The sequence below is a fragment of the Streptococcus mitis genome, assembly GCF_019929545.1.
Classification (GTDB): Bacteria; Bacillota; Bacilli; order Lactobacillales; family Streptococcaceae; genus Streptococcus; species Streptococcus mitis_BU.
In genome coordinates, this window is sequence record NZ_JAHZPT010000017.1 from 12,912 (window position 1) to 37,289 (window position 24,378).

32 protein-coding genes, 1 pseudogene and 1 riboswitch are annotated in these 24,378 nt (G+C 36.9%); of the genes and pseudogenes, 26 read left to right on the forward strand and 7 right to left on the reverse strand.

From position 1 onward, the window contains the following. Positions 1–117: 117 nt before the first annotated feature. From cysK to K1I71_RS06065, 3 genes are all read right to left on the reverse strand, one after another. A complete protein-coding gene (gene cysK / locus K1I71_RS06055) occupies positions 118–1,044 on the reverse strand; it encodes a cysteine synthase A (protein ID WP_000029880.1) in 927 nt (308 codons plus the stop codon). Between the two features lie 96 nt (positions 1,045–1,140). After that, positions 1,141–1,584, reverse strand: coding sequence for a PH domain-containing protein (locus K1I71_RS06060; RefSeq protein WP_000863906.1), 444 nt, complete (start codon positions 1,582–1,584; stop codon positions 1,141–1,143). 15 nt (positions 1,585–1,599) lie between these two features. Further along, positions 1,600–2,235, reverse strand: a complete 636-nt coding sequence (locus tag K1I71_RS06065) for a YigZ family protein (RefSeq protein ID WP_045605292.1) — start codon at positions 2,233–2,235, stop codon at positions 1,600–1,602. Between the two features lie 56 nt (positions 2,236–2,291). Here K1I71_RS06065 and K1I71_RS06070 point away from each other — a divergent pair, with 56 nt between their 5' ends. The 12 genes from K1I71_RS06070 to K1I71_RS06125 all read left to right on the forward strand — a co-directional run bounded on the left by K1I71_RS06070 (position 2,292) and on the right by K1I71_RS06125 (position 13,347). Beyond that, the gene (locus K1I71_RS06070; protein ID WP_045605290.1) at positions 2,292–3,590 is read left to right on the forward strand and encodes an ATP-dependent helicase ComFA; all 1,299 of its coding nucleotides are present in this window, start codon (positions 2,292–2,294) and stop codon (positions 3,588–3,590) included. Continuing rightward, positions 3,587–4,249, forward strand: a complete 663-nt coding sequence (locus K1I71_RS06075; protein WP_223330471.1) for a ComF family protein — start codon at positions 3,587–3,589, stop codon at positions 4,247–4,249. The genes K1I71_RS06070 and K1I71_RS06075 overlap by 4 nt, the downstream gene beginning before the upstream one ends. 79 nt (positions 4,250–4,328) lie before the next feature. Continuing rightward, positions 4,329–4,877, forward strand: coding sequence for a ribosome hibernation-promoting factor, HPF/YfiA family (gene hpf / locus K1I71_RS06080; RefSeq protein WP_004255322.1), 549 nt, complete (start codon positions 4,329–4,331; stop codon positions 4,875–4,877). Positions 4,878–5,012: 135 nt separating this feature from the next. Then, positions 5,013–6,986 (forward strand): DHH family phosphoesterase, encoded by a 1,974-nt coding sequence (locus K1I71_RS06085; protein WP_223330472.1) that lies wholly within the window; start codon positions 5,013–5,015, stop codon positions 6,984–6,986. Next, complete coding sequence (gene rplI / locus K1I71_RS06090; protein WP_004255324.1) at positions 6,983–7,435, forward strand: 50S ribosomal protein L9; 453 nt, start codon at positions 6,983–6,985, stop codon at positions 7,433–7,435. Before K1I71_RS06085 ends, rplI begins: the two co-directional genes overlap by 4 nt. A gap of 43 nt (positions 7,436–7,478) precedes the next feature. After that, complete coding sequence (gene dnaB, locus K1I71_RS06095; RefSeq protein WP_223330473.1) at positions 7,479–8,831, forward strand: replicative DNA helicase; 1,353 nt, start codon at positions 7,479–7,481, stop codon at positions 8,829–8,831. Between the two features lies 1 nt (position 8,832). After that, positions 8,833–9,099, forward strand: coding sequence for a Veg family protein (locus K1I71_RS06100; RefSeq protein WP_001278169.1), 267 nt, complete (start codon positions 8,833–8,835; stop codon positions 9,097–9,099). 89 nt (positions 9,100–9,188) lie between these two features. Beyond that, a complete protein-coding gene (gene cbpD, locus K1I71_RS06105; protein ID WP_223330474.1) occupies positions 9,189–10,307 on the forward strand; it encodes a choline binding-anchored murein hydrolase CbpD in 1,119 nt (372 codons plus the stop codon). A gap of 82 nt (positions 10,308–10,389) precedes the next feature. Next, positions 10,390–10,492, forward strand: a riboswitch (TPP riboswitch). A 69-nt stretch (positions 10,493–10,561) separates the two neighbouring features. Then, the gene (locus K1I71_RS06110; RefSeq protein WP_223330475.1) at positions 10,562–10,852 is read left to right on the forward strand and encodes a thiamine-binding protein; all 291 of its coding nucleotides are present in this window, start codon (positions 10,562–10,564) and stop codon (positions 10,850–10,852) included. Then, a complete protein-coding gene (locus K1I71_RS06115; protein WP_162174238.1) occupies positions 10,815–11,573 on the forward strand; it encodes an ABC transporter permease in 759 nt (252 codons plus the stop codon). The genes K1I71_RS06110 and K1I71_RS06115 overlap by 38 nt, the downstream gene beginning before the upstream one ends. A gap of 38 nt (positions 11,574–11,611) precedes the next feature. Then, on the forward strand, positions 11,612–12,619 hold the full coding sequence (locus tag K1I71_RS06120; protein WP_004255331.1) for an ABC transporter substrate-binding protein: 1,008 nt from the start codon (positions 11,612–11,614) through the stop codon (positions 12,617–12,619). After that, positions 12,619–13,347, forward strand: a complete 729-nt coding sequence (locus K1I71_RS06125; protein ID WP_223330476.1) for an ABC transporter ATP-binding protein — start codon at positions 12,619–12,621, stop codon at positions 13,345–13,347. Before K1I71_RS06120 ends, K1I71_RS06125 begins: the two co-directional genes overlap by 1 nt. A 156-nt stretch (positions 13,348–13,503) precedes the next feature. Here K1I71_RS06125 and K1I71_RS06130 read toward each other — a convergent pair whose 3' ends face one another. The 4 genes and pseudogenes from K1I71_RS06130 to K1I71_RS06145 all read right to left on the reverse strand — a co-directional run bounded on the left by K1I71_RS06130 (position 13,504) and on the right by K1I71_RS06145 (position 16,900). Further along, positions 13,504–14,670 carry a tyrosine-type recombinase/integrase gene (locus K1I71_RS06130; RefSeq protein WP_223330477.1) on the reverse strand — a complete coding sequence of 389 codons (1,167 nt, stop codon included), beginning with the start codon at positions 14,668–14,670 and terminating at the stop codon, positions 13,504–13,506. 177 nt (positions 14,671–14,847) lie between these two features. Then, positions 14,848–15,822, reverse strand: a complete 975-nt coding sequence (locus tag K1I71_RS06135; protein ID WP_173267092.1) for an Abi family protein — start codon at positions 15,820–15,822, stop codon at positions 14,848–14,850. Between the two features lie 352 nt (positions 15,823–16,174). After that, positions 16,175–16,321: pseudogene (locus tag K1I71_RS06140) on the reverse strand (DUF4177 domain-containing protein); the annotation flags it as partial. 12 nt (positions 16,322–16,333) lie between these two features. Continuing rightward, positions 16,334–16,900 (reverse strand): helix-turn-helix domain-containing protein, encoded by a 567-nt coding sequence (locus tag K1I71_RS06145; protein ID WP_223330478.1) that lies wholly within the window; start codon positions 16,898–16,900, stop codon positions 16,334–16,336. Between the two features lie 169 nt (positions 16,901–17,069). On the opposite strand from K1I71_RS06145, the gene K1I71_RS06150 reads away from it, so the two are divergent. The 14 genes from K1I71_RS06150 to K1I71_RS06215 all read left to right on the forward strand — a co-directional run bounded on the left by K1I71_RS06150 (position 17,070) and on the right by K1I71_RS06215 (position 24,054). Next, positions 17,070–17,258 carry a DNA-binding protein gene (locus tag K1I71_RS06150; RefSeq protein WP_223330479.1) on the forward strand — a complete coding sequence of 63 codons (189 nt, stop codon included), beginning with the start codon at positions 17,070–17,072 and terminating at the stop codon, positions 17,256–17,258. Between the two features lie 163 nt (positions 17,259–17,421). Further along, a complete protein-coding gene (locus K1I71_RS06155) occupies positions 17,422–18,024 on the forward strand; it encodes a Rha family transcriptional regulator (protein ID WP_223330480.1) in 603 nt (200 codons plus the stop codon). An 11-nt stretch (positions 18,025–18,035) separates the two neighbouring features. Further along, positions 18,036–18,296 carry a hypothetical protein gene (locus tag K1I71_RS06160; RefSeq protein WP_223330481.1) on the forward strand — a complete coding sequence of 87 codons (261 nt, stop codon included), beginning with the start codon at positions 18,036–18,038 and terminating at the stop codon, positions 18,294–18,296. A gap of 311 nt (positions 18,297–18,607) precedes the next feature. Then, entirely contained in the window at positions 18,608–19,060 is a 453-nt protein-coding gene (locus K1I71_RS06165; RefSeq protein WP_223330482.1) for a hypothetical protein, read from the forward strand. Further along, complete coding sequence (locus K1I71_RS06170) at positions 19,057–19,236, forward strand: hypothetical protein (protein WP_045612837.1); 180 nt, start codon at positions 19,057–19,059, stop codon at positions 19,234–19,236. Before K1I71_RS06165 ends, K1I71_RS06170 begins: the two co-directional genes overlap by 4 nt. A gap of 1 nt (position 19,237) precedes the next feature. After that, positions 19,238–19,447 (forward strand): hypothetical protein, encoded by a 210-nt coding sequence (locus K1I71_RS06175; protein WP_223330483.1) that lies wholly within the window; start codon positions 19,238–19,240, stop codon positions 19,445–19,447. A gap of 1 nt (position 19,448) precedes the next feature. Further along, entirely contained in the window at positions 19,449–19,721 is a 273-nt protein-coding gene (locus K1I71_RS06180) for a hypothetical protein (protein ID WP_223330484.1), read from the forward strand. Beyond that, on the forward strand, positions 19,708–20,565 hold the full coding sequence (locus K1I71_RS06185; RefSeq protein ID WP_223330485.1) for a conserved phage C-terminal domain-containing protein: 858 nt from the start codon (positions 19,708–19,710) through the stop codon (positions 20,563–20,565). Before K1I71_RS06180 ends, K1I71_RS06185 begins: the two co-directional genes overlap by 14 nt. Before the next feature lie 11 nt (positions 20,566–20,576). Next, entirely contained in the window at positions 20,577–21,422 is an 846-nt protein-coding gene (locus tag K1I71_RS06190; RefSeq protein WP_223330486.1) for an ATP-binding protein, read from the forward strand. Further along, positions 21,419–21,580 carry a hypothetical protein gene (locus K1I71_RS06195; RefSeq protein ID WP_000997172.1) on the forward strand — a complete coding sequence of 54 codons (162 nt, stop codon included), beginning with the start codon at positions 21,419–21,421 and terminating at the stop codon, positions 21,578–21,580. Before K1I71_RS06190 ends, K1I71_RS06195 begins: the two co-directional genes overlap by 4 nt. Before the next feature lie 89 nt (positions 21,581–21,669). Next, a complete protein-coding gene (locus K1I71_RS06200; RefSeq protein ID WP_223330487.1) occupies positions 21,670–21,900 on the forward strand; it encodes a hypothetical protein in 231 nt (76 codons plus the stop codon). A 49-nt stretch (positions 21,901–21,949) separates the two neighbouring features. Continuing rightward, a complete protein-coding gene (locus tag K1I71_RS06205; RefSeq protein ID WP_223330488.1) occupies positions 21,950–22,810 on the forward strand; it encodes a phage major capsid protein in 861 nt (286 codons plus the stop codon). Positions 22,811–22,819: 9 nt separating this feature from the next. Next, positions 22,820–23,368, forward strand: a complete 549-nt coding sequence (locus K1I71_RS06210; protein ID WP_223330489.1) for a hypothetical protein — start codon at positions 22,820–22,822, stop codon at positions 23,366–23,368. A 275-nt stretch (positions 23,369–23,643) separates the two neighbouring features. Continuing rightward, positions 23,644–24,054: a DUF722 domain-containing protein gene (locus tag K1I71_RS06215; RefSeq protein WP_223330490.1), complete on the forward strand. Its 411-nt coding sequence runs from the start codon at positions 23,644–23,646 to the stop codon at positions 24,052–24,054. Positions 24,055–24,378 lie beyond the last annotated feature (324 nt).

Here is a 24,378-nt window from a genome sequence, read left to right on the forward strand (position 1 = left end):
AAAAAGGAAGCCAAATTGCTTCCTTTTTTCTATGCAGTCGATTTTTATAGGGAGATGTTCCTATTTTTAAGGTATAAATAAAAAGCCCTATAATAAGGGCTAAGTGTATTTAGGAGACTACACTTCAAATTCATAGAGTGCTGTAGAGAGATAACGTTCACCGTTATCTGGTGCTAGAGCAAGAACTTTTTTACCTGTACCTAATTTCTTGGCAACCTCGATGGCTCCGTAGATAGCTGCAGCTGAAGAAATACCAACAAGGAATCCTTCTTTTCCACCAATCTCACGGCCGAGTGCTAGTGCATCGTCTGATGTTACACGAACAATACCATCATAGGCATTTGTATCAAGTGTATCAGGAATAAATCCAGCTGAGATACCTTGAATTTTGTGTGGTCCAGGTTTTTCACCAGATAGAATAGCAGATTCGTCTGCCTCTACTGCAAAAACTTGAATGTTAGAATTTGCTGATTTGAGTGCATGAGAAACACCAGAAATCGTTCCACCGGTACCCACTCCAGCAACAAAGGCATCTAGTCCATCTTTACCGAAAGCAGCTAGTATTTCAGCTCCTGTTGTTCTTTCGTGTACTTCTGGATTAGCTGGATTGTCAAATTGAAGAGGAAGGAAACCATCACGTTCAGCAGCGATTTCTTGAGCTTTAGCAATAGCGCCTTTCATTCCCTCACTACCAGGAGTTAGGACGAGTTCAGCACCATAAGCTTGGATAATCTTACGTCGTTCTACACTCATAGTTTCAGGCATAACGATGACGACTTTATACCCTTTAGCAGCACCTACCCATGAAAGTCCAATACCAGTGTTTCCACTTGTTGCTTCAACAATTGTAGAACCTGGTTTCAGAATACCGTCTTGTTCAGCTTTTTCAATCATGCTAAGAGCAATACGATCTTTTACAGAAGAACCAGGGTTGAATGCTTCAAGCTTTACATAGACGTCCGCAGCCCCTTCTGGCACGATGTTGTTGAGTTTAACAATCGGAGTTTGACCGATTAATTCAGTAATGTTGTTATAAATAGACATATGAATACCTCTTTGTATAAGATATTTCTAGTATAACGCTATCTATACCATTTGTAAAATATAGAAATCCTATCGAAGTGATAGGATTTTTTTATATCACAGGTCTAAGCCGTTAATTTTCAAGCGATTGTGATAAGCTAATTCTAATAAATAGGTGTAAAGTGGAATGATATCCGTTTTCTTAGGGAATTCAAATTTATGAGCATTAAAATGCTCATTGTGTGCTTTTAGAAAGACATTTTCTAAATAAGTAATAGTAATTTCACTATCATCTATACCTGCTCCTGCAGTTTCCATTTCAACGTTAACAATGTTCATCAAAAAGATTGATTTAATAGACATCTTACGACCAGTAGCGCCTTGTTTATCTGTAAAGATAATACGGATATTTGTAAATATAATTGAATCACGAATCAGTTTATATCCACTTTGAATTTCTTCATTTTCTAGTAGATATTGTCCATATTCTTTGATAAGAGTTTCTTTGTTTTGCTCGCTAAAGTTACCAGCGAGTCCTTGAATGAATTTACCAAATGCCATATTTTTCTCCTTTATTTACACTAAGTTTACAGGAACTTCAACTTCTCGTAAACCTTGATCAGTTAAAGTGACTTTTCCATTAAAAAACTCTACAAGCGCAGCTTTAATAGTTTCTTTTTCTTCTTTGTCAACATAAATCATCGTATCGACTTGATCTGTAAAGTTTGTATCCAGTTCCATGAGATTATGTTCCTTAAGGAAGTTACTGTACTCTTGGTACTGAGCGTAAGACATTTGAATAGCAATGCCAGCCTGTTCCTTTATTTCAATGATGCCAATTTCTTTGACAGCTAAGGCGACACTACCTGCGTAGGCACGAATCAATCCTCCAGCGCCTAGTTTAATGCCACCAAAGTAGCGTGTCACTACCACACAGACATTAGTAAGATTGTGATTTTCTAGTACCCCAAGCATGGGAACTCCAGCAGTACCACTGGGCTCACCATCATCACTTGTACGTTTGATTTCACTACGTTCTCCAATAATGAAGGCAGAGCAGTTATGCGTAGCTTTGTAGTGCTCTTTCTTGATGGCAGTAATGAAGTTACGAGCCTCTTCTTCGTTATAAACATGCTTGGCATGACAGATAAAGCGGGATTTTTTGATTTCTTCTTGGACTTGTCCGTCCTCTTTAATTGTTCTAAATTCCATGATTTAATTGTACTAAAAAATCATCTAAAGCGCTAGATTTTTACGAATAAAGAAGTATGAAAGTAAATCCAAATTATCTCGGTCGGTTGTTTACGGAGAATGAATTAACTAAAGAGGAACGTCAGTTGGCGGAGAAATTTCCAGCAATGAGAAAGGAGAAGGGGAAATTTTTCTGTCAACGTTGTAATAGTATTATTCCAGAGGAGTGGTATTTGCCTATCGGTGCTTACTATTGTCGAGAGTGCTTGCTGATGAAGCGAGTCAGGAGTGACCAAGCTTTATACTATTTTCCACAGGAGGATTTTCCTAAACAGGATGTTCTTAAATGGCGTGGTCAATTAACTCCTTTTCAAGAAAAGGTGTCAGAGGGATTGATTCAAGCAGTAGACAAGCAGGAACCAACCTTGGTTCACGCTGTAACAGGAGCTGGAAAGACAGAAATGATTTATCAAGTAGTAGCTAAAGTGATCAATGCGGGTGGGGCAGTATGCTTGGCTAGTCCTCGCATAGATGTTTGTTTGGAGCTGTATAAGCGCCTGCAAGATGATTTTGCTTGCAAGATATCTTTACTACACGGAGAATCAGAGCCGTATTTTCGAACACCACTAGTTGTTGCGACGACCCATCAGTTATTGAAGTTTTATCAAGCTTTTGATTTGCTGATAGTGGATGAAGTAGATGCCTTTCCTTATGTTGACAATTCCACGCTTTACCATGCTGTCAAGAATAGTGTAAAGGAGAATGGCTTGAGAATCTTTTTAACAGCAACTTCTACAGATGAGTTAGATAGGAAGGTTCGCATCGGAGAATTAAAACGATTGAGTTTACCAAGACGATTTCATGGAAATCCTTTGATTATTCCTAAACCTGTCTGGTTATCAGATTTTAATCACTGTTTAGAGAAAAGTCGGTTGTCACCAAAGCTAAAGTCTTATATTGAGAAGCAGAGAAAGACAGCTTATCCGTTACTCATTTTTGCTTCAGAAATTAAGAAAGGGGAGCAATTAAAAGAAGTCTTACAGAAGGAATTTCCGCATGAGAAAATTGGTTTTGTGTCTTCAGTTACGGAAGATCGATTAGAGCAGGTACAAGCTTTTCGAGATGGAGAACTGACAATACTTATCAGTACGACAATCTTGGAGCGGGGAGTTACCTTCCCTTGTGTAGATGTTTTTGTAGTAGAAGCCAACCATCGTCTGTTTACCAAATCTAGTTTGATTCAGATTGGTGGACGAGTTGGACGAAGCATGGATAGACCGACAGGAGATCTGCTTTTCTTCCATGACGGGTTAAATACTTCAATCAAAAAGGCAATTAAGGAAATTCAACAGATGAATAAGGAGGCGGGTCTATGAAGTGTTTATTATGTGGGCAGACTATGAAGGCTGTTTTAACTTTCAGTAGTCTTTTACTTCTGAAGAATGATGCCTCCTGTCTTTGTTTAGATTGTGATTCTACTTTTGAGAGAATTGGAGAAGAGTACTGTCCAAACTGTATGAAAACAGAATTGTCAACAAAGTGTCAAGATTGTCAATTTTGGTGTAAAGAAGGAGTTGAAGTCAGTCATAGAGCGATTTTTATTTACAATCAAGCTATGAAGGATTTTTTCAGTCGGTATAAGTTTGATGGAGACTTCCTTTTAAGAAAAGTTTTTGCTTCAGTTTTAAGTGAGGAGTTAAAAAAGTACAAAGAGTATCAATTTGTCGTCATTCCCCTAAGTCCTGAAAGATTGCTCGAGAGGGGATTTAATCAGGTTGAAGGTTTAGTTGAAGCAGCAGGGTTCTCTTTTCAAGACTTACTAGAGAAGAGAGAAGAGCGGGCCAGTTCTTCCAAAAATCGTTCAGAACGCTTGGAGACAGAACTTCCTTTCTTTATTAAAAGGGGAGTCACTATTCCTAAAAAAATCCTACTTATAGATGACATTTACACTACTGGAACAACTATAAATCGTTTGAAGAAACTGTTGGAAGAGGCTGGTGCTGAGGATGTCAAAACATTTTCCCTTGTAAGATGAGGAAAAAATTTGCAAAACTAAAATGAAAGCGTTATAATGAAATCAGAAAAACAAAAATGTTTAGAAAGAAGGTACTCATATGATTAAATATAGTATCCGTGGTGAAAACCTAGAAGTAACAGAAGCAATTCGTGATTATGTAGTTTCTAAACTCGAAAAGATCGAAAAGTATTTTCAAGCTGAACAAGAGTTGGATGCTCGAGTTAACTTGAAGGTGTATCGTGAAAAAACTGCTAAAGTAGAGGTGACGATTCCACTTGGTTCAATTACTCTTCGTGCAGAAGATGTGTCTCAAGATATGTATGGTTCAATTGACCTTGTAACCGATAAAATTGAACGTCAGATTCGTAAAAATAAAACAAAAATCGAGCGTAAAAATAAAAACAAGGTAGCAACTAGTCAATTATTTACAGATGCTTTGGTGGAAGATACAAATGTTGTCCAATCTAGAGTTGTTCGTTCAAAACAAATTGATTTAAAACCAATGGATTTGGAAGAAGCTATTCTACAGATGGATTTGTTGGGACATGATTTCTTTATCTATGTGGATGTTGAAGATCAGACAACCAATGTGATTTATCGTCGTGAAGATGGCGAGATTGGCTTGTTAGAAGTTAAAGAATCTTAATTTCAATATGTGTAAAGGAAGGTTTACTAAATTGTAAACCTCCTTTTTCTTATAATTGATAGAATTACTGATTACACTTTTAAAAAGTCGCTTTTTGGTGGTTATTATGGTATAATGGGTGCCAAGAGGTTTGGAATGAAAAAATTTTATGTAAGTCCTATTTTCCCCTTAATATTAGGAATAGTGGCGTTCGGAGTGCTATCTGTGCAACTTGTTTTTGTAACGAATACACTGGTAACGCTATTTCTTTTGCTACTTATTTTGGGTTCATATATTTTACTATTCATCCATCAGAGAGACTACTACTCAAGGAGTGAAGTAGAACAAATCCAGTATGTAAACCACCAAGCTGAAGAAAGTTTGACAACCTTGTTAGAACAGATGCCTGTCGGAGTTATTAAATTAGACTTGTCGTCAGGTGAAGTTGAATGGTTTAATCCTTATGCTGAATTGATTTTGACTAATGAAGTGGGCGAAATTGATGTGGCATTAATTCAAACAATTATCAAGGCTTCTGTGGGGAATCCAGGTTCTTATGCCACCTTGGGTGAGACCCGCTATTCGGTTCATATGGACAAGGTGTCTGGAGTTCTTTACTTCTTTGATGTGTCTGGAGAATACGAAGCGACTGTTGAGTTAGTAACGAGTCGACCTGTGATTGGGATCGTTTCCGTTGACAACTATGATGATTTAGAAGATGAAACATCGGAGTCTGATATCAGTCATATCAATAGTTTTGTAGCCAATTTTGTTTCAGAATTTGCTGGGAAGCATGCCATGTTCTCCCGTCGAGTGAGTATGGACCGTTTCTATCTCTTTACGGACTACACGGTACTTGAGGGATTGATGAATGATAAATTTTCTGTTATCGATGCTTTCAGAGAAGAGTCAAAACAGAGACAGTTGCCTTTGACCTTAAGTATGGGCTTTTCTTATGGTGATGGAAATCATGATGAGATAGGTAAAGTTGCATTACTCAACTTGAACTTGGCTGAAGTGCGTGGTGGAGACCAGGTGGTTGTCAAGGAGAACGACGAAACGAAAAATCCAGTTTATTTTGGTGGTGGGTCTGCTGCGTCAATCAAGCGTACACGAACACGTACGCGCGCTATGATGACGGCTATTTCAGATAAAATTAGAAGTGTAGATCAGGTTTTTGTAGTTGGTCATAAAAACCTTGATATGGATGCTTTGGGTTCTGCTGTAGGTATGCAGTTATTTGCTAGTAATGTAACAGAAAATAGTTATGCTCTTTATGATGAAAATCAAATGTCACCAGATATTGAACGAGCTGTTGCATTCTTAGAAAAAGAAGGAGTTACGAAGTTGTTGTCTGTTAAGGATGCAATGGGGATGGTGACCAATCGTTCTTTGTTGATTCTTGTAGACCATTCAAAGACAGCTTTAACTTTATCAAAAGATTTTTATGATTTGTTTACCCAAACTATTGTTATTGACCACCATCGAAGGGATCAGGATTTCCCAGACAATGCAGTTATCACTTATATCGAAAGTGGTGCAAGCAGTGCCAGTGAGTTGGTAACGGAATTGATTCAGTTCCAGAATTCTAAGAAAAATCGTTTGAGTCGTATGCAAGCAAGTGTTTTAATGGCTGGTATGATGTTGGATACTAAAAATTTCACCTCACGAGTGACTAGTCGGACATTTGATGTTGCTAGCTATCTCAGAACGCGCGGAAGCGATAGTATTGCTATCCAGGAAATGGCTGCGACGGATTTTGAAGAATATCGTGAGGTCAATGAACTGATTTTACAGGGACGTAAATTAGGTTCAGATGTACTGATAGCAGAGGCTAAGGACTCGAAATGCTATGATACAGTTGTTATTAGTAAGGCAGCAGATGCCATGTTAGCTATGTCGGGCATTGAAGCGAGTTTTGTTCTTGCGAAGAATACACAAGGATTTATCTCTATCTCAGCTCGCAGTCGTAGTAAACTGAATGTACAACGGATCATGGAAGAGCTGGGAGGTGGAGGCCACTTTAATTTGGCAGCAGCTCAAATTAAGGATTTAACCTTGTCAGAAGCAGGTGAAAAACTGACAGAAATTGTATTAAATGAAATAAAGGAAAAGGAGAAAGAAGAATGAAAGTAATCTTTTTAGCAGATGTTAAAGGAAAAGGTAAAAAAGGTGAAATTAAGGAAGTACCAACAGGGTATGCACAAAACTTTCTTATCAAAAAGAATTTAGCAAAAGAAGCAACTGCTCAAGCTGTAGGTGAACTTCGTGGTAAACAAAAATCAGAAGAGAAAGCTCACGCTGAGATGATTGCAGAAGCAAAAGCAATTAAAGACCAACTAGAAGCAGAAGAAACGGTTGTAGAATTTGTTGAAAAAGTTGGTCCAGATGGTCGTACCTTTGGTTCCATTACCAATAAGAAAATTGCAGAAGAATTGCAAAAGCAATTTGGAATTAAGATTGATAAGCGTCATATTCAAGTACAAGCTCCGATTCGAGCAGTTGGTTTGATCGATGTACCAGTGAAAATCTATCAAGATATCACAGGTGTGATCAATCTTCGTGTGAAAGAAGGGTAAATTTACACTTTCTTGACAAGATTGTAAAAGGAAGGGAAGTCTGATGGCAGAAGTAGAAGAGTTACGAGTACAACCTCAAGATATCTTAGCTGAGCAATCCGTTTTAGGGGCTATCTTTATTGACGAGAGTAAGCTTGTTTTTGTGCGAGAATATATTGAGTCTCGGGACTTTTTTAAGTATGCCCATCGTTTGATTTTCCAAGCTATGGTCGATTTATCCGATCGTGGCGATGCTATAGATGCAACAACGGTTCGTACCATTCTTGATAATCAAGGTGATTTACAGAATATTGGTGGCCTGTCTTACTTGGTTGAGATTGTCAATTCTGTGCCAACTTCTGCTAATGCGGAGTATTATGCTAAGATTGTTGCAGAGAAGGCCATGCTACGTCGATTAATCTCCAAGTTGACAGAGTCTGTCAATCAAGCTTACGAGGCTTCGCAACCAGCTGATGAAATCATTGCTCAGGCAGAAAAAGGCCTGATTGATGTCAGTGAAAATGCTAATCGAAGTGGATTTAAGAACATTCGAGATGTGTTGAATATCAATTTTGGAAATCTGGAAGCTCGCTCGCAACAAACGACCGATATTACAGGGATTGCGACAGGTTATCGTGACTTGGATCATATAACGACTGGTCTGCATGAAGAGGAGTTGATTATCTTAGCAGCTCGTCCAGCGGTTGGTAAGACAGCTTTTGCCTTGAATATTGCTCAGAACATTGGGACTAAGTTGGACAAAACGGTTGCTATCTTTTCGCTCGAAATGGGTGCGGAGAGTCTAGTAGACCGTATGCTTGCGGCAGAAGGGTTGGTAGAGTCGCATTCTATCCGTACGGGTCAATTGACTGATGAGGAGTGGCAAAAATATACCATTGCTCAAGGGAATCTAGCTAATGCAAGTATCTATATTGATGATACGCCAGGGATTCGGATTACAGAGATTCGTTCTCGTTCTCGTAAACTGGCTCAAGAAACTGGAAATCTTGGTTTGATTTTGATAGACTACTTGCAATTGATTACAGGTACAGGCCGAGAAAATCGTCAACAAGAAGTTTCAGAAATTTCACGTCAGTTGAAAATTTTAGCTAAGGAACTGAAGGTTCCAGTAATCGCTCTAAGTCAGCTTTCTCGTGGTGTAGAACAACGTCAGGATAAGAGACCGGTCTTGTCTGATATTCGTGAATCTGGGTCTATTGAGCAGGACGCTGATATCGTAGCCTTTCTTTATCGCGACGACTACTATGAGCGTGGTGGTGAAGAAGAGGAAGGTATCCCAAATAATAAGGTAGAAGTTATCATTGAGAAAAACCGTAGTGGAGCTCGTGGAACGGTGGAATTAATTTTCCAAAAAGAATACAATAAATTTTCAAGTATCTCAAGGAGGGAGGCATAAGATGTCAGATGCATTTACAGATGTAGCCAAGATGAAAAAAATAAAAGAAGAAATCAAGGCACATGAGGGACAAGTCGTAGAAATGACTTTGGAGAATGGTCGTAAGCGCCAAAAAAATAGATTGGGTAAGCTAATTGAGGTTTATCCATCCCTATTTATCGTTGAATTTGGGAACGTTGAAGGAGATAAACAAGCTAATGTTTACGTTGAATCCTTTACTTACTCAGATATCCTTACAGAAAAGAATTTGATTCATTATCTTGACTAAAGTGAGAAATTTTCTCACTTTTTCTTTTTTTCTCCGAATAGTTTAAGTGAAGGTAATCTTCGATTTATATTATTTTTCAAGGAGGAAGAATGAAAATTTCACCATTTAAAGTAGCAGAGACAAGATTTTCTTTTAGAAAATCAGCTAAAAAGGTTGTTCCCTTTTTAGTAGTAGGATTGATGTTAGCAGCGGGTAATAGTGTATATGCCTATTCCGGAGGAAATGGATCGATTGCGCGTGGGGATGATTATCCTGCTCATTATAAAAATGGGAGCCAGGAGATTGATAAGTGGCGCATGTATTCTCGTCAGTGTACTTCTTTTGCAGCCTTTCGTTTGAGTAATGTCAATGGTTTTGAGATTCCGGCGGCTTATGGAAATGCAAATGAATGGGGCTATCGTGCTCGTCGTGAAGGCTATCGTGTCGATAATAGACCAGCTATTGGCTCCATTGCTTGGTCTACTGCAGGAACTTATGGTCATGTTGCTTGGGTGTCAAATGTAATAGGAGATGAGATTGAGATTGAAGAATACAACTATGGAATAAGAGAATCTTACAATAAGCGCGTCGTGAAGGCCAATACCATGACTGGCTTTATTCATTTTAAAGATTTAGCTGGAGGAAGTGTTGGAAATAGTCAATCCTCAGCTTCAACAGGAGGAACACATTATTTTAAGGCTAAGGCTGCTATCAAAAATCAGCCTCTAGCTAGCGCAACTGCGATTGATTACTATTATCCTGGGGAGAATGTTCATTATGATCAAATTCTCGAAAAAGACGGATACAAGTGGTTGAGTTATACGGCTTATAACGGAAGTCGTCGCTATATCCAGCTAGAGGGAGTAAGCTCTTCACAGAATTATCAGAATCAATCAGGAAATAGCTCTAGCTATGGATCCCATAGTAGTTCAACTGTTGGTTGGAAGAAAATAAATGGTAGTTGGTATCATTTCAAATCTAATGGCTCTAAATCAACAGGCTGGTTGAAGGATGGTTCTAGCTGGTATTATTTGAAATCATCTGGTGAAATGCAGACAGGATGGTTAAAGGAGAATGGCTCGTGGTATTATCTGGATAGTTCAGGGGCAATGAAAACAGGCTGGTATCAAGTTTCTGGTAAGTGGTATTATTCTTACTCTTCAGGCGCCTTAGCTGTGAATACGACGGTGGATGGCTACAGAGTAAATAGTGATGGAGAACGAGTATAGAAAATGGGAGTAGGAAATTTTTCCTACTCTTTTCTGTAAGCAGTTTCCTTGACATTTTTTTTGTTTTACGCTATCATATGTCCATATAATATATGGGAGTCTGTGTACAGTCTGAGAGGAAGTGTTAAACTTCGACCGCACCTGATCTGGGTAATGCCAGCGTAGGGAACGATACTTAGTCTATTCTTGACCTTTTCCATATATGGTAAAGGTTTTTCTTTTTGTAAAAAGGAAAACGAGAAGAGGAGGTTGTTATGAAAGCAAGCATTGCCTTGCAAGTTTTACCCTTATCACAGGGGATTGATCGGATTGCTGTTATCGATCAGGTCATTGCTTATCTGCAAACTCAAGAAGTGACCATGGTAGTGACACCATTTGAAACAGTCTTGGAAGGGGAGTTTGACGAGCTTATGCGCATTCTCAAAGAAGCGCTAGAAGTGGCGGGGCAGGAGGCAGATAATGTCTTTGCCAATGTCAAAATAAATGTAGGAGAGATTTTAAGTATTGATGAGAAACTTGAAAAGTATACTGAGACGACACATTAGTCTATTGGGCTTTCTAGGAGTCTTGTCAATCTGGCAGTTAGCAGGTTTTCTTAAACTTCTCCCCAAGTTTATCCTGCCGACACCTCTTGAAATCCTCCAGTCTTTTGTGCGTGATAGAGAATTTCTCTGGCACCACAGCTGGGCGACCTTGAGAGTGGCTTTGCTGGGGTTGGTTCTGGGAGTTTTGATTGCCTGTCTCATGGCTGTGCTTATGGATAGTTTGACTTGGCTCAATGACCTGATTTACCCTATGATGGTGGTTGTTCAGACCATTCCGACCATTGCCATAGCCCCTATCCTGGTTTTGTGGCTCGGTTATGGGATTTTGCCCAAGATTGTCTTGATTATCTTGACGACTACCTTTCCTATCATCGTCAGCATTTTGGACGGTTTTAGGCATTGTGACAAGGATATGCTGACCTTGTTTAGTCTGATGCGGGCCAAACCTTGGCAAATCCTGTGGCATTTTAAAATCCCTGTCAGTCTGCCTTACTTTTATGCTGGTCTGAGGGTCAGTGTCTCCTACGCCTTTATCACAACAGTAGTATCTGAGTGGTTGGGAGGCTTTGAAGGACTAGGTGTCTACATGATTCAGTCCAAGAAGCTGTTTCAGTATGATACTATGTTTGCTATTATTATTCTGGTATCGATTATCAGTCTTCTCGGTATGAAGCTGGTTGATGTCAGTGAAAAATATGTTATTAAATGGAAACGTTCGTAGAATAAGAATGTTTCTGAAAAAGAAAAGAGGAAATTGAAATGAAGAAAACATGGAAAGTGTTTTTAACTGTTTTAACAGCTCTTGTAGCTGTTGTGCTTGTGGCCTGTGGTCAAGGAACTGCTTCTAAGGATAATAAGGAAGCAGAACTCAAGAAGATTGACTTTATCCTAGACTGGACGCCAAATACCAACCACACAGGGCTTTATGTTGCTAAGGAAAAAGGTTATTTCAAAGAAGCTGGAGTGGATGTTGATTTGAAATTGCCACCAGAAGAAAGTTCTTCTGACTTGGTTATTAACGGTAAGGCACCATTTGCAGTCTATTTCCAAGACTATATGGCTAAAAAATTGGAAAAAGGAGCAGGAATTACTGCCGTTGCAGCTATTGTTGAGCACAATACATCAGGAATCATCTCTCGTAAATCTGACAATGTAGCTAGTCCAAAAGACTTGGTTGGTAAGAAATACGGAACTTGGAATGACCCAACTGAACTTGCTATGTTGAAAACATTGGTAGAATCTCAAGGTGGAGACTTTGAGAAGGTTGAAAAAGTACCAAATAACGACTCAAACTCAATCACACCGATTGCCAATGGGGTCTTTGATACTGCTTGGATCTACTACGGTTGGGATGGTATCCTTGCAAAATCTCAAGGTGTAGATGCTAATTTCATGTACTTGAAAGACTACGTTAAAGAGTTTGACTACTATTCACCAGTTATCATCGCAAACAATGACTATTTGAAAGACAACAAAGAAGAAGCTCGCAAAGTTATCCAAGCTATCAAAAAAGGCTACCAATATGCTATGGAGCATCCAGAGGAAGCAGCTGATATCCTCATCAAAAATGCACCTGAACTCAAGGAAAAACGTGACTTTGTCATCGAATCTCAAAAATACTTGTCAAAAGAATACGCAAGCGACAAGGAAAAATGGGGGCAATTTGATGCAGCTCGCTGGAATGCCTTCTACAAATGGGATAAAGAAAATGGTATCCTTAAAGAAGACTTGACAGACAAAGGCTTCACCAACGAATTTGTGAAATAATGACAGAAATAAGACTAGAACACGTCAGTTATGCCTACGGACAAGATAGGATTTTAGAGGACATCGACCTGCAGGTGACTTCAGGAGAAGTGGTTTCTATCTTAGGTCCAAGTGGTGTTGGAAAGACCACCCTCTTTAACCTAATCGCTGGGATTTTAGAAGTCCAGTCAGGGAGAATTGTACTTGATGGTGAAGAAAATCCCAAGGGGCGCGTGAGTTATATGTTGCAAAAGGATCTACTCTTGGAGCACAAGACGGTGCTTGGTAATATCATTCTGCCCCTCTTGATTCAAAAGGTGGATAAGGCAGAAGCTATTGCTCGCGCAGATGAAATTCTTGCGACCTTCCAGTTGACAGCTGTAAGAGATAAATACCCTCATGAACTCAGTGGCGGGATGCGCCAGCGTGTAGCCTTGCTTCGAACTTACCTTTTCGGGCACAAGCTCTTTCTCTTAGACGAGGCCTTTAGCGCCTTGGATGAGATGACCAAGATGGAACTCCACGCTTGGTACCTTGAGATTCACAAGCAGTTGCAACTGACAACCTTGATCATCACGCATAGTATTGAGGAGGCCCTCAATCTCAGCGACCGTATCTATATCTTGAAAAATCGCCCTGGGCAGATTGTTTCAGAAATTAAACTAGATTGGTCTGAAGATGAGGACAAGGAAGTTCAAAAAATTGCCTACAAACGTCAAATCTTGGCAGAATTAGGCTTAGATAAGTAGAAAAATAGGGAGTTGGTGAAGATTATCCTTTACCAGCGCCCTTTTTCTTTTAAAAATGAGAAAATTTCGGTATAATAGTCAATTATACCGAAATCATTCTATAATCGTTGATACATAAGGGTTTTATGTATCGCTTTTTTCATTTTGTGGACTTTTTTAAGAACTTTTTATTTTTTCGAGGGCAGTTTCAAAGAATGAGACTGCTCTTTTTTGGTTTTCTTTTGATAAATGGCTGTAAGTATCCATAGTTACAGATATTTTTGCATGGCCAAGCCGTGTCTGTATTTCCTTGTATGGCAGGCCAGCATTAAGCAAGATACTAGCGTGAGTGTGTCGGAAAGCATGAAAGCCTAAATCAGTACAGTTAGCGTTTTTTAAGTGCTTATGTAGGCGATAATCAACCTTTCGAGTATTGACATAGTTGTCAAAGCTATCAGAGAATACTTTCTCATAGGTTAAGCCAATGTTTCTACCGTTTTCTGCTTGTCTTGCTCGGTAGAGACGAAGCATGAGCACTGTTTTATGATCGATATCTAAAACTCTATAGCTTGATTTTGTCTTAGGAGTGTTTACCTGGTTTAAAATGTTGAGTGTTTTGTTAATATCGATCGTTCCGTTCTGCAGGTCAATATCAGACCATTCTAGGGCAAGACATTCACGGATGCGCAGTCCAGTAGCTAGGAGTGTCTTATAAAGCACGGTATCATAAAAATTGATAAAGGTATTTTCTAGGTTATCGAGATAGGAGAGGAAGTTTTTAAGTTCCTGATCCTGAAAGTATTTAATTTCTTGTTTATCTCTGATTATCTTTCTAGGAATGACAACATCACGAGCAGGGTTATTGTCTAATGCCTGGATAGAGACCCCATACTGTAGTATACGTTTATTTAAGGCATGAAGGTGATTGTATTCTTTATACCCCGTTCCGTCCTGATTGTACTCATCCGCCCATTTATTTACCTGGGTTTGGATAATAACAGGGGTAAGTTTATCTAATTTGTAAGTACCAAATGAGGGTAAGAGGTAGTTATTTAAGCAGCCTTTTATCTTTATCTGCGTATTAGTTTTTATTGTATGCTGGTAGGTTTGCCAAAATAAGTCTACAAGTTCGCTATAGGTTGTTATATGTGAGCGTTGTTTCCGTGTAGAGCCGTTTTTCTCAAATTCTACCTTAGCCTGGGTGACTTTGTTTTTGAGTTCTTTCTTTGTTCGTGCTGATATGGTAGTCTTGATCTTCTTACCAGTCACAGAATCAATGCCAAGATAGATACTAGAGCGGTAGACTGCTGATCCGTCTTTTTTCGTGTGTTGTGTAATCTTCATGGTTTACTCCTTTTCCATCAGCAGGCAAGCAATTAGAAAAGGTTTTGAGTTTATACCATGCGAGGAGCTACGAGAATGCCCCTATTTTCGATTTTAAGCAGTCAGACGACCAAATGTACCAGAATAAGAAACAAGGCGGATATGGGGCTTGAAAAGGCCCATATATTGCAAGTAGTTCTATCTTAATGTGTCAGTGATATTATACCAATTATTCGGAAATCCAAGTGTATCCAATACAATGCCGGCTTCAATGGAGTGTGCTTTTTTATTTAGAGCTTTGGTTCTTTTTATAATAGTGTTATGTAATTGAGCGTATTGTGTGGACGCAAGTAGGCATTGCAAGGCAAGAAAAACATAATATACAGATTGTCTTGACGTATTAGCATTGTTATTGTAATAGTGAAAATAAGCTAGTTGTGGAAGATTCTCACGACATTTATAATTGAAAAGCTTATTATTATGAGCAGTGATATTTCTAATTTCTAGTATATTTTTAATAATACTTTCTAAAGCCTTTCCGCTTAAAAGGTCTTTACTAGGTCTATTTTGGATGTATTCAATATTTTCTTGTAAGAATGGTGATAAATCTCTAGCTATTTGATTTTTTATATCAGTGTTTAGATTTCTATAAAAGTTAAATGCTTGCCCTAATGTAAGTTCATTGATGATAACCCAGAAAGGAACAACGCCATGTTGTTTATAGTGGTGTTTTATAGAATTGTTTTGCTTATCCCTATTATAATCATTGAGTATTTTAGCTAATATACTGATTAAATTTGTAATTTGTGCTAGCCTTTTTGCATCTTTTTGTGTTTCAAAATTATTAATATCTAGATAAGAGTATGGCTTTGGATATGATTCTGAAAAACGATATGCCAGTACGGATTTAAAGTGTTTTTCTGCATCTATAATTGCTTTTAAAAAAGCTGATTTAATTTCTTTATCGTAAAAGTGTGTTGCAGCTATTTCTCTAAAGTCTGCACCAGCTATAAATTTATCTTTTGATGTTTGAAAAAACTTACTATATCCGTTGACGACGTTGTAATAGTTGTTAGTTAGAAGGTATCTTTTACATTCTTCTATGTTATCTATTTCTAAACCTCTAGACTGGAGAAGTTTTATTTGTTCATCTAATGTTTGAAATGGTTTCATATATGTTCCTTATATACAAAAACACCACCTAGTAGAACTAGGCGGTGTTTCGCGTACTCTGTTCCCTTGGGAGCAGAAACTCTTCTCATTGCCTAATAATACTGTAATTTTTAGTTTTTGTCAATCTTTTTGGTTTGTTTTTTAAAAAATTTTGAGTATCGAAAAATCTCAACGCTGGGAACGTTGCTTTTATTGCATTATCAGACAAGTTAGCGGTAGCAGGCTTGTCTTTTTCTATTTGTCACTTTTGCCGTTTTTTGCGCTTTAGTCTGTAAAATTGGCTTTCTATTTTTCATTTTCCCTTGTTTTTGCACAATAGACCTTAGAAATAGGGTTGCTATTGGCGGATATGATTGATAACATCTTCTAATTCTGTAAGGTTTCCTGATCCAGTACCGAAAAACTTTTCTTTCAAAGTTACCTGGAGGACAACGTAGTGTAGTCCATTTACTCCAGATGCAGTAGAAAAACTATCCTCTTGTTTTACAGTGTCAAAAAAATCCCATGGGGGTTACTCCTTTTCGTCGTCTCTCTCAGATAGTTTTTTAACTAAATCAAAAGCTATTTTTTTATCATAGTCATTTAAAGAAATATAGTTGATTAAAATATCTGCAAAATTTGTACCAATTTCAGCATCATTTATTATTAACTTTTCTATAGTCAGCATGTAGTTTTGATTAAAATTTACTAGACCTTTGCCAAAATTCTCGTATTTTTTAGGATTATTTATGTGTTCTTCAACGTTCTCATACGCTGATTGAATCTTTTTTAGCAAATCATAATCAGGTTTAATGTTATTTAGTTCATTCATATCAAGATTTTCAAAAAAATCTTGTAATTTAGTAGTCATTTCTTCAGGAGACATTTCATCATGGCCTAAAAGAAATGCAACACTAACCCCAAAGTAATCCGCTAGGCTCTCCCATACTTTATTGTTTCTTGGTTTTCGAGTTCCGTTTTCATAATACATTAATTGACTATCAGAAACGGTAATATCGTATTTATCTTTTAAAATTTTTCTAAGTTTGTTCAAAGATAAATTTTCTTTTTCTCTTAATTCTTTGAGTTTTATTTTCACGATATATAACCTACTTTAATTATTTTAAGTTGATTATATCATAGCAAAGAATTTTTTTCTATAAAAAATTCTCAAAAAAAGAACAAAAGGGCTTGACATTCTTAAAAATAGAGTATATACTTAAATTGTTCTTAAAATGAGAACAAAAAATTAAAAAGGAGAAAGAAAAATGATTATTACACAATCACAAGCGAAAGCGTTACGAAGAAAAAAAGCTGATCTACAATTAAAAAATTATGAGTTAGCTTTTGAAATTGGTGTTGCACCTAAAACAGTTCCTAAAATTCTGAAAGGTGATTATAAGGCTCCTAAAAGAATTTATGCTAGCGTAATGGAATGGCTTGCTGAAGATTACTAGAAAGGGGCATAAGACAGAATCTAGAAATATTTTGCTTGCTACCTATGGCAGTATCAAGGGTTTGTAGGGGTTTATTCTCTCCTAAATTTTCCCTACCTCAATGATTTACCTTGGTACTGTTTTAGGTGGCAAGCACGAGCAACAAGAAGAAAGGAGCTAACCAATGGAATTGGTTTACATGGACGGCAAGAAAGAGCCGTATACACTGAGCAGTATCGTAGCAGAATGCACTGGATTGCAACATCACACAATAACCAAGACAATCCGCAAACATCAAGTAAGGTTTGAACGGTTCGGAAAGGTTGGATTTAAAATCCAAGCTATGGAAAGTGGCCAGAATACCAAGGACTATATTTTGAATGAGCAACAAGCGACCTTGTTAGTTACATTCTTAAAAAATACTGAGCAAGTGGCCAACTTCAAAACCAATCTTGTCAAAGCCTTCTTTGAAATGCGTGATGAACTTTCTAAACGCTATCTTCAAAGAGAACTGGAAAAGCCAAAGCGTAAAAGCTTAACTGAAGCTATTCAAACATGGGAGAAAGCACCTAAGCATGCCTATAGTACCCTTACAAACTTACTACTAAAGGGAGTGACAGGGAAGAATAAGGTGCAACTCATGAAGGAGCGAGAAAGTAAGAACGGCATTGATGGCTTGACAAGTGCAGAACTGACAAACTACCAACGTTTGGAAGATATGGCAATAGCCATGATTAATTTGAATAGGGGGTATTCAGAAATTAAGGAATTAATTTTTAAAGTATAGGAGTATAGAAAATGGAAAATGATTTTAAGACAGTTACAAATGCCAAGGGGTTAGAAATTCCTAAGTATCCCAAGGATTTTAAAAAGCTAGTTGAGAAAGACAGACAACTAGCTAAATATCTTTGTATGAACTACGAGAACTTGGACAGTGAAGACCTGGGCGCATTTCTTGAAACAGTAGAACAGGGAATCAGTTGGATTCTAGATCTTATCGAAAGTAAAGACTTGCTTTATAAACTAAAGTCAGGTAGTAATCATGCAAAAAGAAAATAAAAAAATCACTTGCTCAAATTTTAGACGAGGCGAGCAAGCGACAAGATTAAGGATATAGAAATTTTTTCTATGCTCTGATTATAGCAAAAAATATCTATTCTATCAAATATCTAAAGAAAAACCGAAGAGCAGGCAAGCAATTAGAAAAGGTTTTGAAATCAAGAGCTCACAGGGTGATTCTAAGGCCTTGTTTAGCTGAAAGATGGGTAATTACTCATGAAACACCGCTACAAGCGTTCGCCAACTTGGGGCAACTGCCCAGCGTTTGGAGTGGTGAAATAATCCAATATAGGAAAAAGGGAAAACAGACTATGACAGAAACAACATACGATATGATCACTAAAAGCTTGGATAGAATTAGTATGGAATTACACCAAGCAGATGAAAACAATGATTTTTTGAGAATAGGACTCTTATCAGGACAATTAAAAGCTATCAAAGAAAATTTACACCGCTTACTTTGGATTGAACTTCCTGAATTGAATGAAAGTCATAAAATCGAGGCAGTCTCTAAATGCACTACTGGAATCTTTTTCCATCCAGGTATTTTTGAGATGGATGCAATGAGACAAGCATTCTTTAAACGCCAAGCCAAGCACTTTTTTGACAACGAAGTAGAGCAACAGGCGTATATAGAACATGCTGAAAAGGAGTATTTAGAGGCTACTATAACCTTGAAGGATATCCTTTTTAACTCTAAAAATGGGACTCGACAAGTAAATAAAGATTGTCTTGTAGAAAAATTTGAAGAGGCAATGCAATGACACAATCAGAATTTTACAACCGAATGACTAAAATCAAGGATAGACATCCGAACCTCTTTCAGTTCATCATTGACTTTTTAGATGATAAAGTAACTCCAGAAGAGGTGTACGACTTTCTGAAGATGGAGCACAGCTATCAAGTGAATTATATCAAGAATTACCAAGCGAGGGCATAGCATGAATGAACTAGATTTAAGCAATACACAGGCGCTTATTTTTACCGTGATATTGGTTGGCTTTCTCATGTATCTAAACCACCTAGACCGCCAAAAAAGCGCCCGAATTGAGCGAGAAAGTACACAGACAACAGAAACGCCTAGCGAGGATTTAAGCCCTGATTATGGGCGATATATTCAGCTTGCAGGGGTTAAGCCTTGGGGGTACTAAGATGTTTGAAAAAATGATTGAAGATTTAAAGTCTAAGATTTTGGAAGCAGTGGAACGGTATTTAAAAAGTCATGAGAAAGTACCTCAAAAAAGATTAGATTTAATCAGCAAGGTAGAACTAAAGGAAGAACTGGGCATAGGAGATAAAACCTTGGCAAAATGGGAATGTGCAGGACTACCGCAGTATATACCGCCTATTGAAGATACTAGAAAAGCGTATTATAAAATCTCAGATGTTTTAAAGTTTTTGGGGGTAGATGATGGCAAAGACTAAAATATATTTTTGGTTAAAAGTTGATAAGAAGTTTTTTGATAATCTTTTTATTAAACGACTTAAAAATATGCCTGGTGGCTACACTATGACAGTGATTTATATCCGTCTTATGTTGGAAAGTTTAGAAGATGACTGTATTTTATACTATGAAGGCTATTTTGATAGTTTGGTACAGGAATTAGCTTTAAAACTAGATGTTTCTGAAGATGATATAAATATGACGGTTGCATATTTTACAAAATGCGGACTAATTCAGATAGACGATGATGGACATGCTACATTATCGCAAGCAAAAGCCATGGTTGAGAGTGAAACAAACTGGGCAAAATACAAGCGAGAACAAAGAAAAAATATTCAAGATTTACCAAAATTGGAGAATGTCCAAAATAAAAAGACTATTTCCAACTCATGTCCAACAGAGATAGAGAAAGAGAATAAAGTTAATAGTAAGAGTAATAATTTATATTTAGATATATTGTCGGGAAATCCCGACTTCACTTTTCCTACTTGGCTTGAAGAAACAGCTATAAAAGATTTAGAGAAAACAAAACATAAAGAACTTTGGATTCCTATTGCTTATCTGAATCAAGTAGCTAATAAGCGGTATAAGTTTGTTGATAAGACAAAAAGGCTTTTACTAGCACGATTCAAAGAAGGCTATACACTTGAAGATTTTAAACAGGTGATAGATATTAAAACGGCAGAATGGAAGGATAGTCCTGAATTTTCTAAATATCTGAGACCAGAAACACTTTTCGGATCTAAGTTTGACGGTTATTTGAATCAAAAGCCTAAAATCATAAAAGGGAAGTCTGAAGACAACTTTCCAGATTTACCATTTTAGGAGTTGCAAAGATGAAGGAACAATTTAAAGAATTTAATAACAGAAAAATATCGGATAAAGTTTGCGATATTCACCAGGTCAATTATTGGGAAATTTCTGTACCGGTATTAGGGGGTTCAGAAAGAAAACTACAAGCATTTTGCCCGGAGTGTGTGAAGGAAGAGATTAAACAGAAAGAGAAAGACCTATTGCAGCAGTTCGAGGACAGGCAAGCTTACTTTAAAACTTATGATGTCTTAATGCGTGATAGTACGATTCCTAACGAGTTGAAGGGGGCAACGTTTGATAATTTCTTTGTTAAGACGGCAGAGGAGCGCCAGATGTTAGAGTTTGTAAAAGGTCAAGCCCAGAAGTACCTTGCAGGTATGACGGGAAATACTTTAATCAGTGGTAGCACAGGAATAGGAAAAAGTCATTTATCGCTTGCCCTGGCCAAAGAAATCAATGAGAGCTTCAGAGAGAAGAACGAGCCTAAGAGTGTCTTGTTTGTCAGCTTAACCGAGATTATCAAGCAGATAAAAGAAGGCTGGGCTTATGGAAGAAATGCAAACTTAACAGAGTATGAGGCGGTTAAAAAGCTAGTTGATGTTGATTTTCTAATCATCGATGACCTAGGGGCAAAAAATGGGACGGTAACACCTAAGAGCGATTGGGAACAGGATTTCTTGTTTGATATTATCAATAATCGAGAAACTACGATTTTCAACACGAACCTAGATAGTAGTGAACTGCGGACGGTATACAATGCTAGAAATTCAAGTAGAATTTTGAAAGGTTTAGAAGGGAACACTTTCAAGGCTTTTACGATCAAAGATAAGAGATACACTATAAACACAGTGAGGGGAGAATATCAATGAATGATGATAAAATGCGATTTGCAACAGAAAAAGGCTTTGTTGTCTATGAAAAATGTGGTATAATAGAGATAGAAAAAGTTCCAAGTTTTGGAGAAGTTACTTTATTCTATTCAGATGGGAAGTTTACCCATCTAGTCAAAAAAGAAACTAAAAAATAAGTCTATTGAGAACAACTCAGGGACATACCGTAAGCATATAATGCTAGTGGTATGTCCCTTTTTGTTTGCATAGAAAGGGGGTGAGGGAGATGTCAGGAGATACTTCTTTAGGGTATGTAGTAGCCAATAAGTTTTCTATGGATCCAGATAAAAGACAGAAAATCTTTTCTCAGTGTAAAAAAGAAGATGATTGCTTAGAACAACGGAAACAAGAAATACTAGAAAAATATGCTAACAAACAAGACAAATCAAAATCTAGAAAAAATGATTCTAAAGGCTCGGAGAGTTCTAAAAGAAAAGCTAAAAGCAAAGAATTTTAGAAAAAATTATAAACAAAAATCAGATATTAAAAGATGAAGGAGCAAAAAAATGACAAATAACTTAGCTAAACAAAAAGAAAATCTAGAAGCTTATATCCGAAGTACAGGTTATAACACTAGGGGAATGAAAGTAGAAAATAATCATGTACTCATTGAAAAACCAATCCTTGATAGTTACGAAGATGAACATCAACGTAAAGAATTGGTTGATCTAGTAAATGTTATTGAGACTCGTACCCGTGGTGGGAAGTATGAAGTAACTGACTTTGAATCTGATTCATTACAAGAAGTTAGCGAAAATTCGGTTGAGAGAACAGAAGCAGATAAAAAGAAAACTATCAGCGTTGATTACTTAGTTAAATTATTCAGTGGAAAACTTGATTTTTCACAGGAACAATTAGATGATGGCCAATATAATTTAACGGATTTTCTTGGTAAGAAGATTATTAAATTAAAACGTAGAACACGAAATAGAGAAATTGGGAAAATTCTCCAAACTGCGAAAGTGCAGACTGCTACAAGTATGGACGACTTGAAATCTATTGTTTCTTTAATCAATCCAGAGCGCAATGTATCTATGGTTGTTAGTCAATCACTATTTAGTGTCTTAGAAAAAATGAAAGACACTTCAGGAAATTATCTACTTAAAGTTGATAAAGAGACAGGGACAAGTGAAACATTCTTTGTAGATAACTTTTTAATTGTAGATGATACAACATTAGGGAATAAAGGTGACAAAAAAGGCTTTATCGGAGATCTAGAAAACTTTGTTACTTTGTTTGATCGCAAGAAAGATACACTTAGTTGGATGAATGCGAATGACTATTTTGGGAAACGGTTGATTTTACATACCCGATTTGATGTAAAAAAAGTTGAAGAAGATTGTGGTTACTTTATTCAATGGAACTAGGAGAAAGAAATGGATATTAATCAAGTATTTGAAACACTGGATGATCTAGATAATAAAAAAAGCAAGATTAATTCAGCACGAGAACAGTTAAGCGAAAAAAGGAAAAGCCTGTTAGGCAATCAAGCAGTTTCATTTGAGAACATAGATTCTTTTTTGTCAAATAACTTAGAATCTTTAGAGCAGCTGGGAAAGATGGAAAAAGCTATTAATGGCCTTCAGGAAAAATTTGATAGTGATTTTTCAGAAGCTAATGCAGTCATCTTTGAATACATTTTTAAAGAAACTAAGCAACGAATGGAAACTAAGAAGATCTATAAACAATACCGAAAGAAACTTAGACGAATTTTGGACGCGTATGATGAAATTCAAGAACTGAAGAAGGATGTAGAAGAAATTCATACAGGTGTAGTCAGAGAAATAAGTCAGAGACATTCTCTATCGCCGTATCGAACAGAAGTAAGTCCGCTTACTGTCCTACCATTCTTAACTCCTGATTCTAGCGGATGGATGAATTTTTCTAAGGAATATCGGGACATCAAAGTGTATTTAGAGAAATAGGGAATAAATTAAGTAAGGCTAGTGATATATGGCTCAAACAAAAGAAATATCGCTAGTCCTACTTTTATGCTTTACTAAGTTTCACATAACAAAGTAAGCATAAACTGAAAAGAAGTAATAGCTTGAAAGCAAGGTATATCAGGGGTTTACAGAATGGAGTGAGTTTCACAGAATGTAAGATATGAGAAACTGGAGTATAAATTAGAGGGGAATCCCTTTGAATTGTAGAATTGCAAGTTAAGAAAAATATAAATTTTAAGTGGAGGTACTTAGTTATGTATGAGCTAAGTAAGAAAGACCTGGATGGTATTGATATTGAGTTAGAACGATATAGAACGCTTGATAATAAGATATATCTTAGAAGACAGGAGTTGATACATAATAAGAAATATAGCGACGCTGAGTATATCAGAAGTCAAGGAAAGAAAGTGTCAAGTCCTACTGAAGCAACAATCATTAGAATTGAAGGAGACCAAACACTTAGATATTTAGAAGGCTTTAAACTAGTAGTAGAAACTTTGATGGAAAATTTGATTGAGAGTGATCTAATAATTTTTAAAATGAGATTCTTAAAAGCTGGTGTGACCTGGGAAGAAGTTGCAGAGGAATTAAATAAACCTGCTCGTTATGTATATGGTCGAAGAAAGGTAATTGCTAAAAGATTTGTAGAACTGAAAGGATATTGAGTCCCCCCACCTTTTAAAAAATCTTTTTTGCTATTTGGGTACCGGTGAAGGGAACTTTTTCCAAGTCGGAGATGTTCAGAGAAAAAGGGGGTAAAAACTTATTGTTTTTAGAAAAAAGTATTAGTTTTTCTAAAATAGAATTGAGATGAAACTATTTTTCTGAAATAAGACCTAATTTTCAATTGATAAATGAATTGATTATGTCATTTATTTTTAAGATTTCTTCCAATAATAGTTTTTGATACTCTTTAGGGCACCTCTAAAAACTCCACTCTTATCACAAAAGAAAAAATCAACTGTATGTGTCTCATTTAGTTGGCACAT

Coding starts and splice junctions, on each gene's coding strand:
- cysK (WP_000029880.1), bottom strand. CDS start 1,044: ATGTCTATTTATAACAACATTACTGAATTAATCGGTCAAACTCCGATT.
- K1I71_RS06060 (WP_000863906.1), bottom strand. CDS start 1,584: ATGGCATTTGGTAAATTCATTCAAGGACTCGCTGGTAACTTTAGCGAG.
- K1I71_RS06065 (WP_045605292.1), bottom strand. CDS start 2,235: ATGGAATTTAGAACAATTAAAGAGGACGGACAAGTCCAAGAAGAAATC.
- K1I71_RS06070 (WP_045605290.1), top strand. CDS start 2,292: ATGAAAGTAAATCCAAATTATCTCGGTCGGTTGTTTACGGAGAATGAA.
- K1I71_RS06075 (WP_223330471.1), top strand. CDS start 3,587: ATGAAGTGTTTATTATGTGGGCAGACTATGAAGGCTGTTTTAACTTTC.
- hpf (WP_004255322.1), top strand. CDS start 4,329: ATGATTAAATATAGTATCCGTGGTGAAAACCTAGAAGTAACAGAAGCA.
- K1I71_RS06085 (WP_223330472.1), top strand. CDS start 5,013: ATGAAAAAATTTTATGTAAGTCCTATTTTCCCCTTAATATTAGGAATA.
- rplI (WP_004255324.1), top strand. CDS start 6,983: ATGAAAGTAATCTTTTTAGCAGATGTTAAAGGAAAAGGTAAAAAAGGT.
- dnaB (WP_223330473.1), top strand. CDS start 7,479: ATGGCAGAAGTAGAAGAGTTACGAGTACAACCTCAAGATATCTTAGCT.
- K1I71_RS06100 (WP_001278169.1), top strand. CDS start 8,833: ATGTCAGATGCATTTACAGATGTAGCCAAGATGAAAAAAATAAAAGAA.
- cbpD (WP_223330474.1), top strand. CDS start 9,189: ATGAAAATTTCACCATTTAAAGTAGCAGAGACAAGATTTTCTTTTAGA.
- K1I71_RS06110 (WP_223330475.1), top strand. CDS start 10,562: ATGAAAGCAAGCATTGCCTTGCAAGTTTTACCCTTATCACAGGGGATT.
- K1I71_RS06115 (WP_162174238.1), top strand. CDS start 10,815: ATGAGAAACTTGAAAAGTATACTGAGACGACACATTAGTCTATTGGGC.
- K1I71_RS06120 (WP_004255331.1), top strand. CDS start 11,612: ATGAAGAAAACATGGAAAGTGTTTTTAACTGTTTTAACAGCTCTTGTA.
- K1I71_RS06125 (WP_223330476.1), top strand. CDS start 12,619: ATGACAGAAATAAGACTAGAACACGTCAGTTATGCCTACGGACAAGAT.
- K1I71_RS06130 (WP_223330477.1), bottom strand. CDS start 14,670: ATGAAGATTACACAACACACGAAAAAAGACGGATCAGCAGTCTACCGC.
- K1I71_RS06135 (WP_173267092.1), bottom strand. CDS start 15,822: ATGAAACCATTTCAAACATTAGATGAACAAATAAAACTTCTCCAGTCT.
- K1I71_RS06150 (WP_223330479.1), top strand. CDS start 17,070: ATGATTATTACACAATCACAAGCGAAAGCGTTACGAAGAAAAAAAGCT.
- K1I71_RS06155 (WP_223330480.1), top strand. CDS start 17,422: ATGGAATTGGTTTACATGGACGGCAAGAAAGAGCCGTATACACTGAGC.
- K1I71_RS06160 (WP_223330481.1), top strand. CDS start 18,036: ATGGAAAATGATTTTAAGACAGTTACAAATGCCAAGGGGTTAGAAATT.
- K1I71_RS06165 (WP_223330482.1), top strand. CDS start 18,608: ATGACAGAAACAACATACGATATGATCACTAAAAGCTTGGATAGAATT.
- K1I71_RS06170 (WP_045612837.1), top strand. CDS start 19,057: ATGACACAATCAGAATTTTACAACCGAATGACTAAAATCAAGGATAGA.
- K1I71_RS06175 (WP_223330483.1), top strand. CDS start 19,238: ATGAATGAACTAGATTTAAGCAATACACAGGCGCTTATTTTTACCGTG.
- K1I71_RS06180 (WP_223330484.1), top strand. CDS start 19,449: ATGTTTGAAAAAATGATTGAAGATTTAAAGTCTAAGATTTTGGAAGCA.
- K1I71_RS06185 (WP_223330485.1), top strand. CDS start 19,708: ATGGCAAAGACTAAAATATATTTTTGGTTAAAAGTTGATAAGAAGTTT.
- K1I71_RS06190 (WP_223330486.1), top strand. CDS start 20,577: ATGAAGGAACAATTTAAAGAATTTAATAACAGAAAAATATCGGATAAA.
- K1I71_RS06195 (WP_000997172.1), top strand. CDS start 21,419: ATGAATGATGATAAAATGCGATTTGCAACAGAAAAAGGCTTTGTTGTC.
- K1I71_RS06200 (WP_223330487.1), top strand. CDS start 21,670: ATGTCAGGAGATACTTCTTTAGGGTATGTAGTAGCCAATAAGTTTTCT.
- K1I71_RS06205 (WP_223330488.1), top strand. CDS start 21,950: ATGACAAATAACTTAGCTAAACAAAAAGAAAATCTAGAAGCTTATATC.
- K1I71_RS06210 (WP_223330489.1), top strand. CDS start 22,820: ATGGATATTAATCAAGTATTTGAAACACTGGATGATCTAGATAATAAA.
- K1I71_RS06215 (WP_223330490.1), top strand. CDS start 23,644: ATGTATGAGCTAAGTAAGAAAGACCTGGATGGTATTGATATTGAGTTA.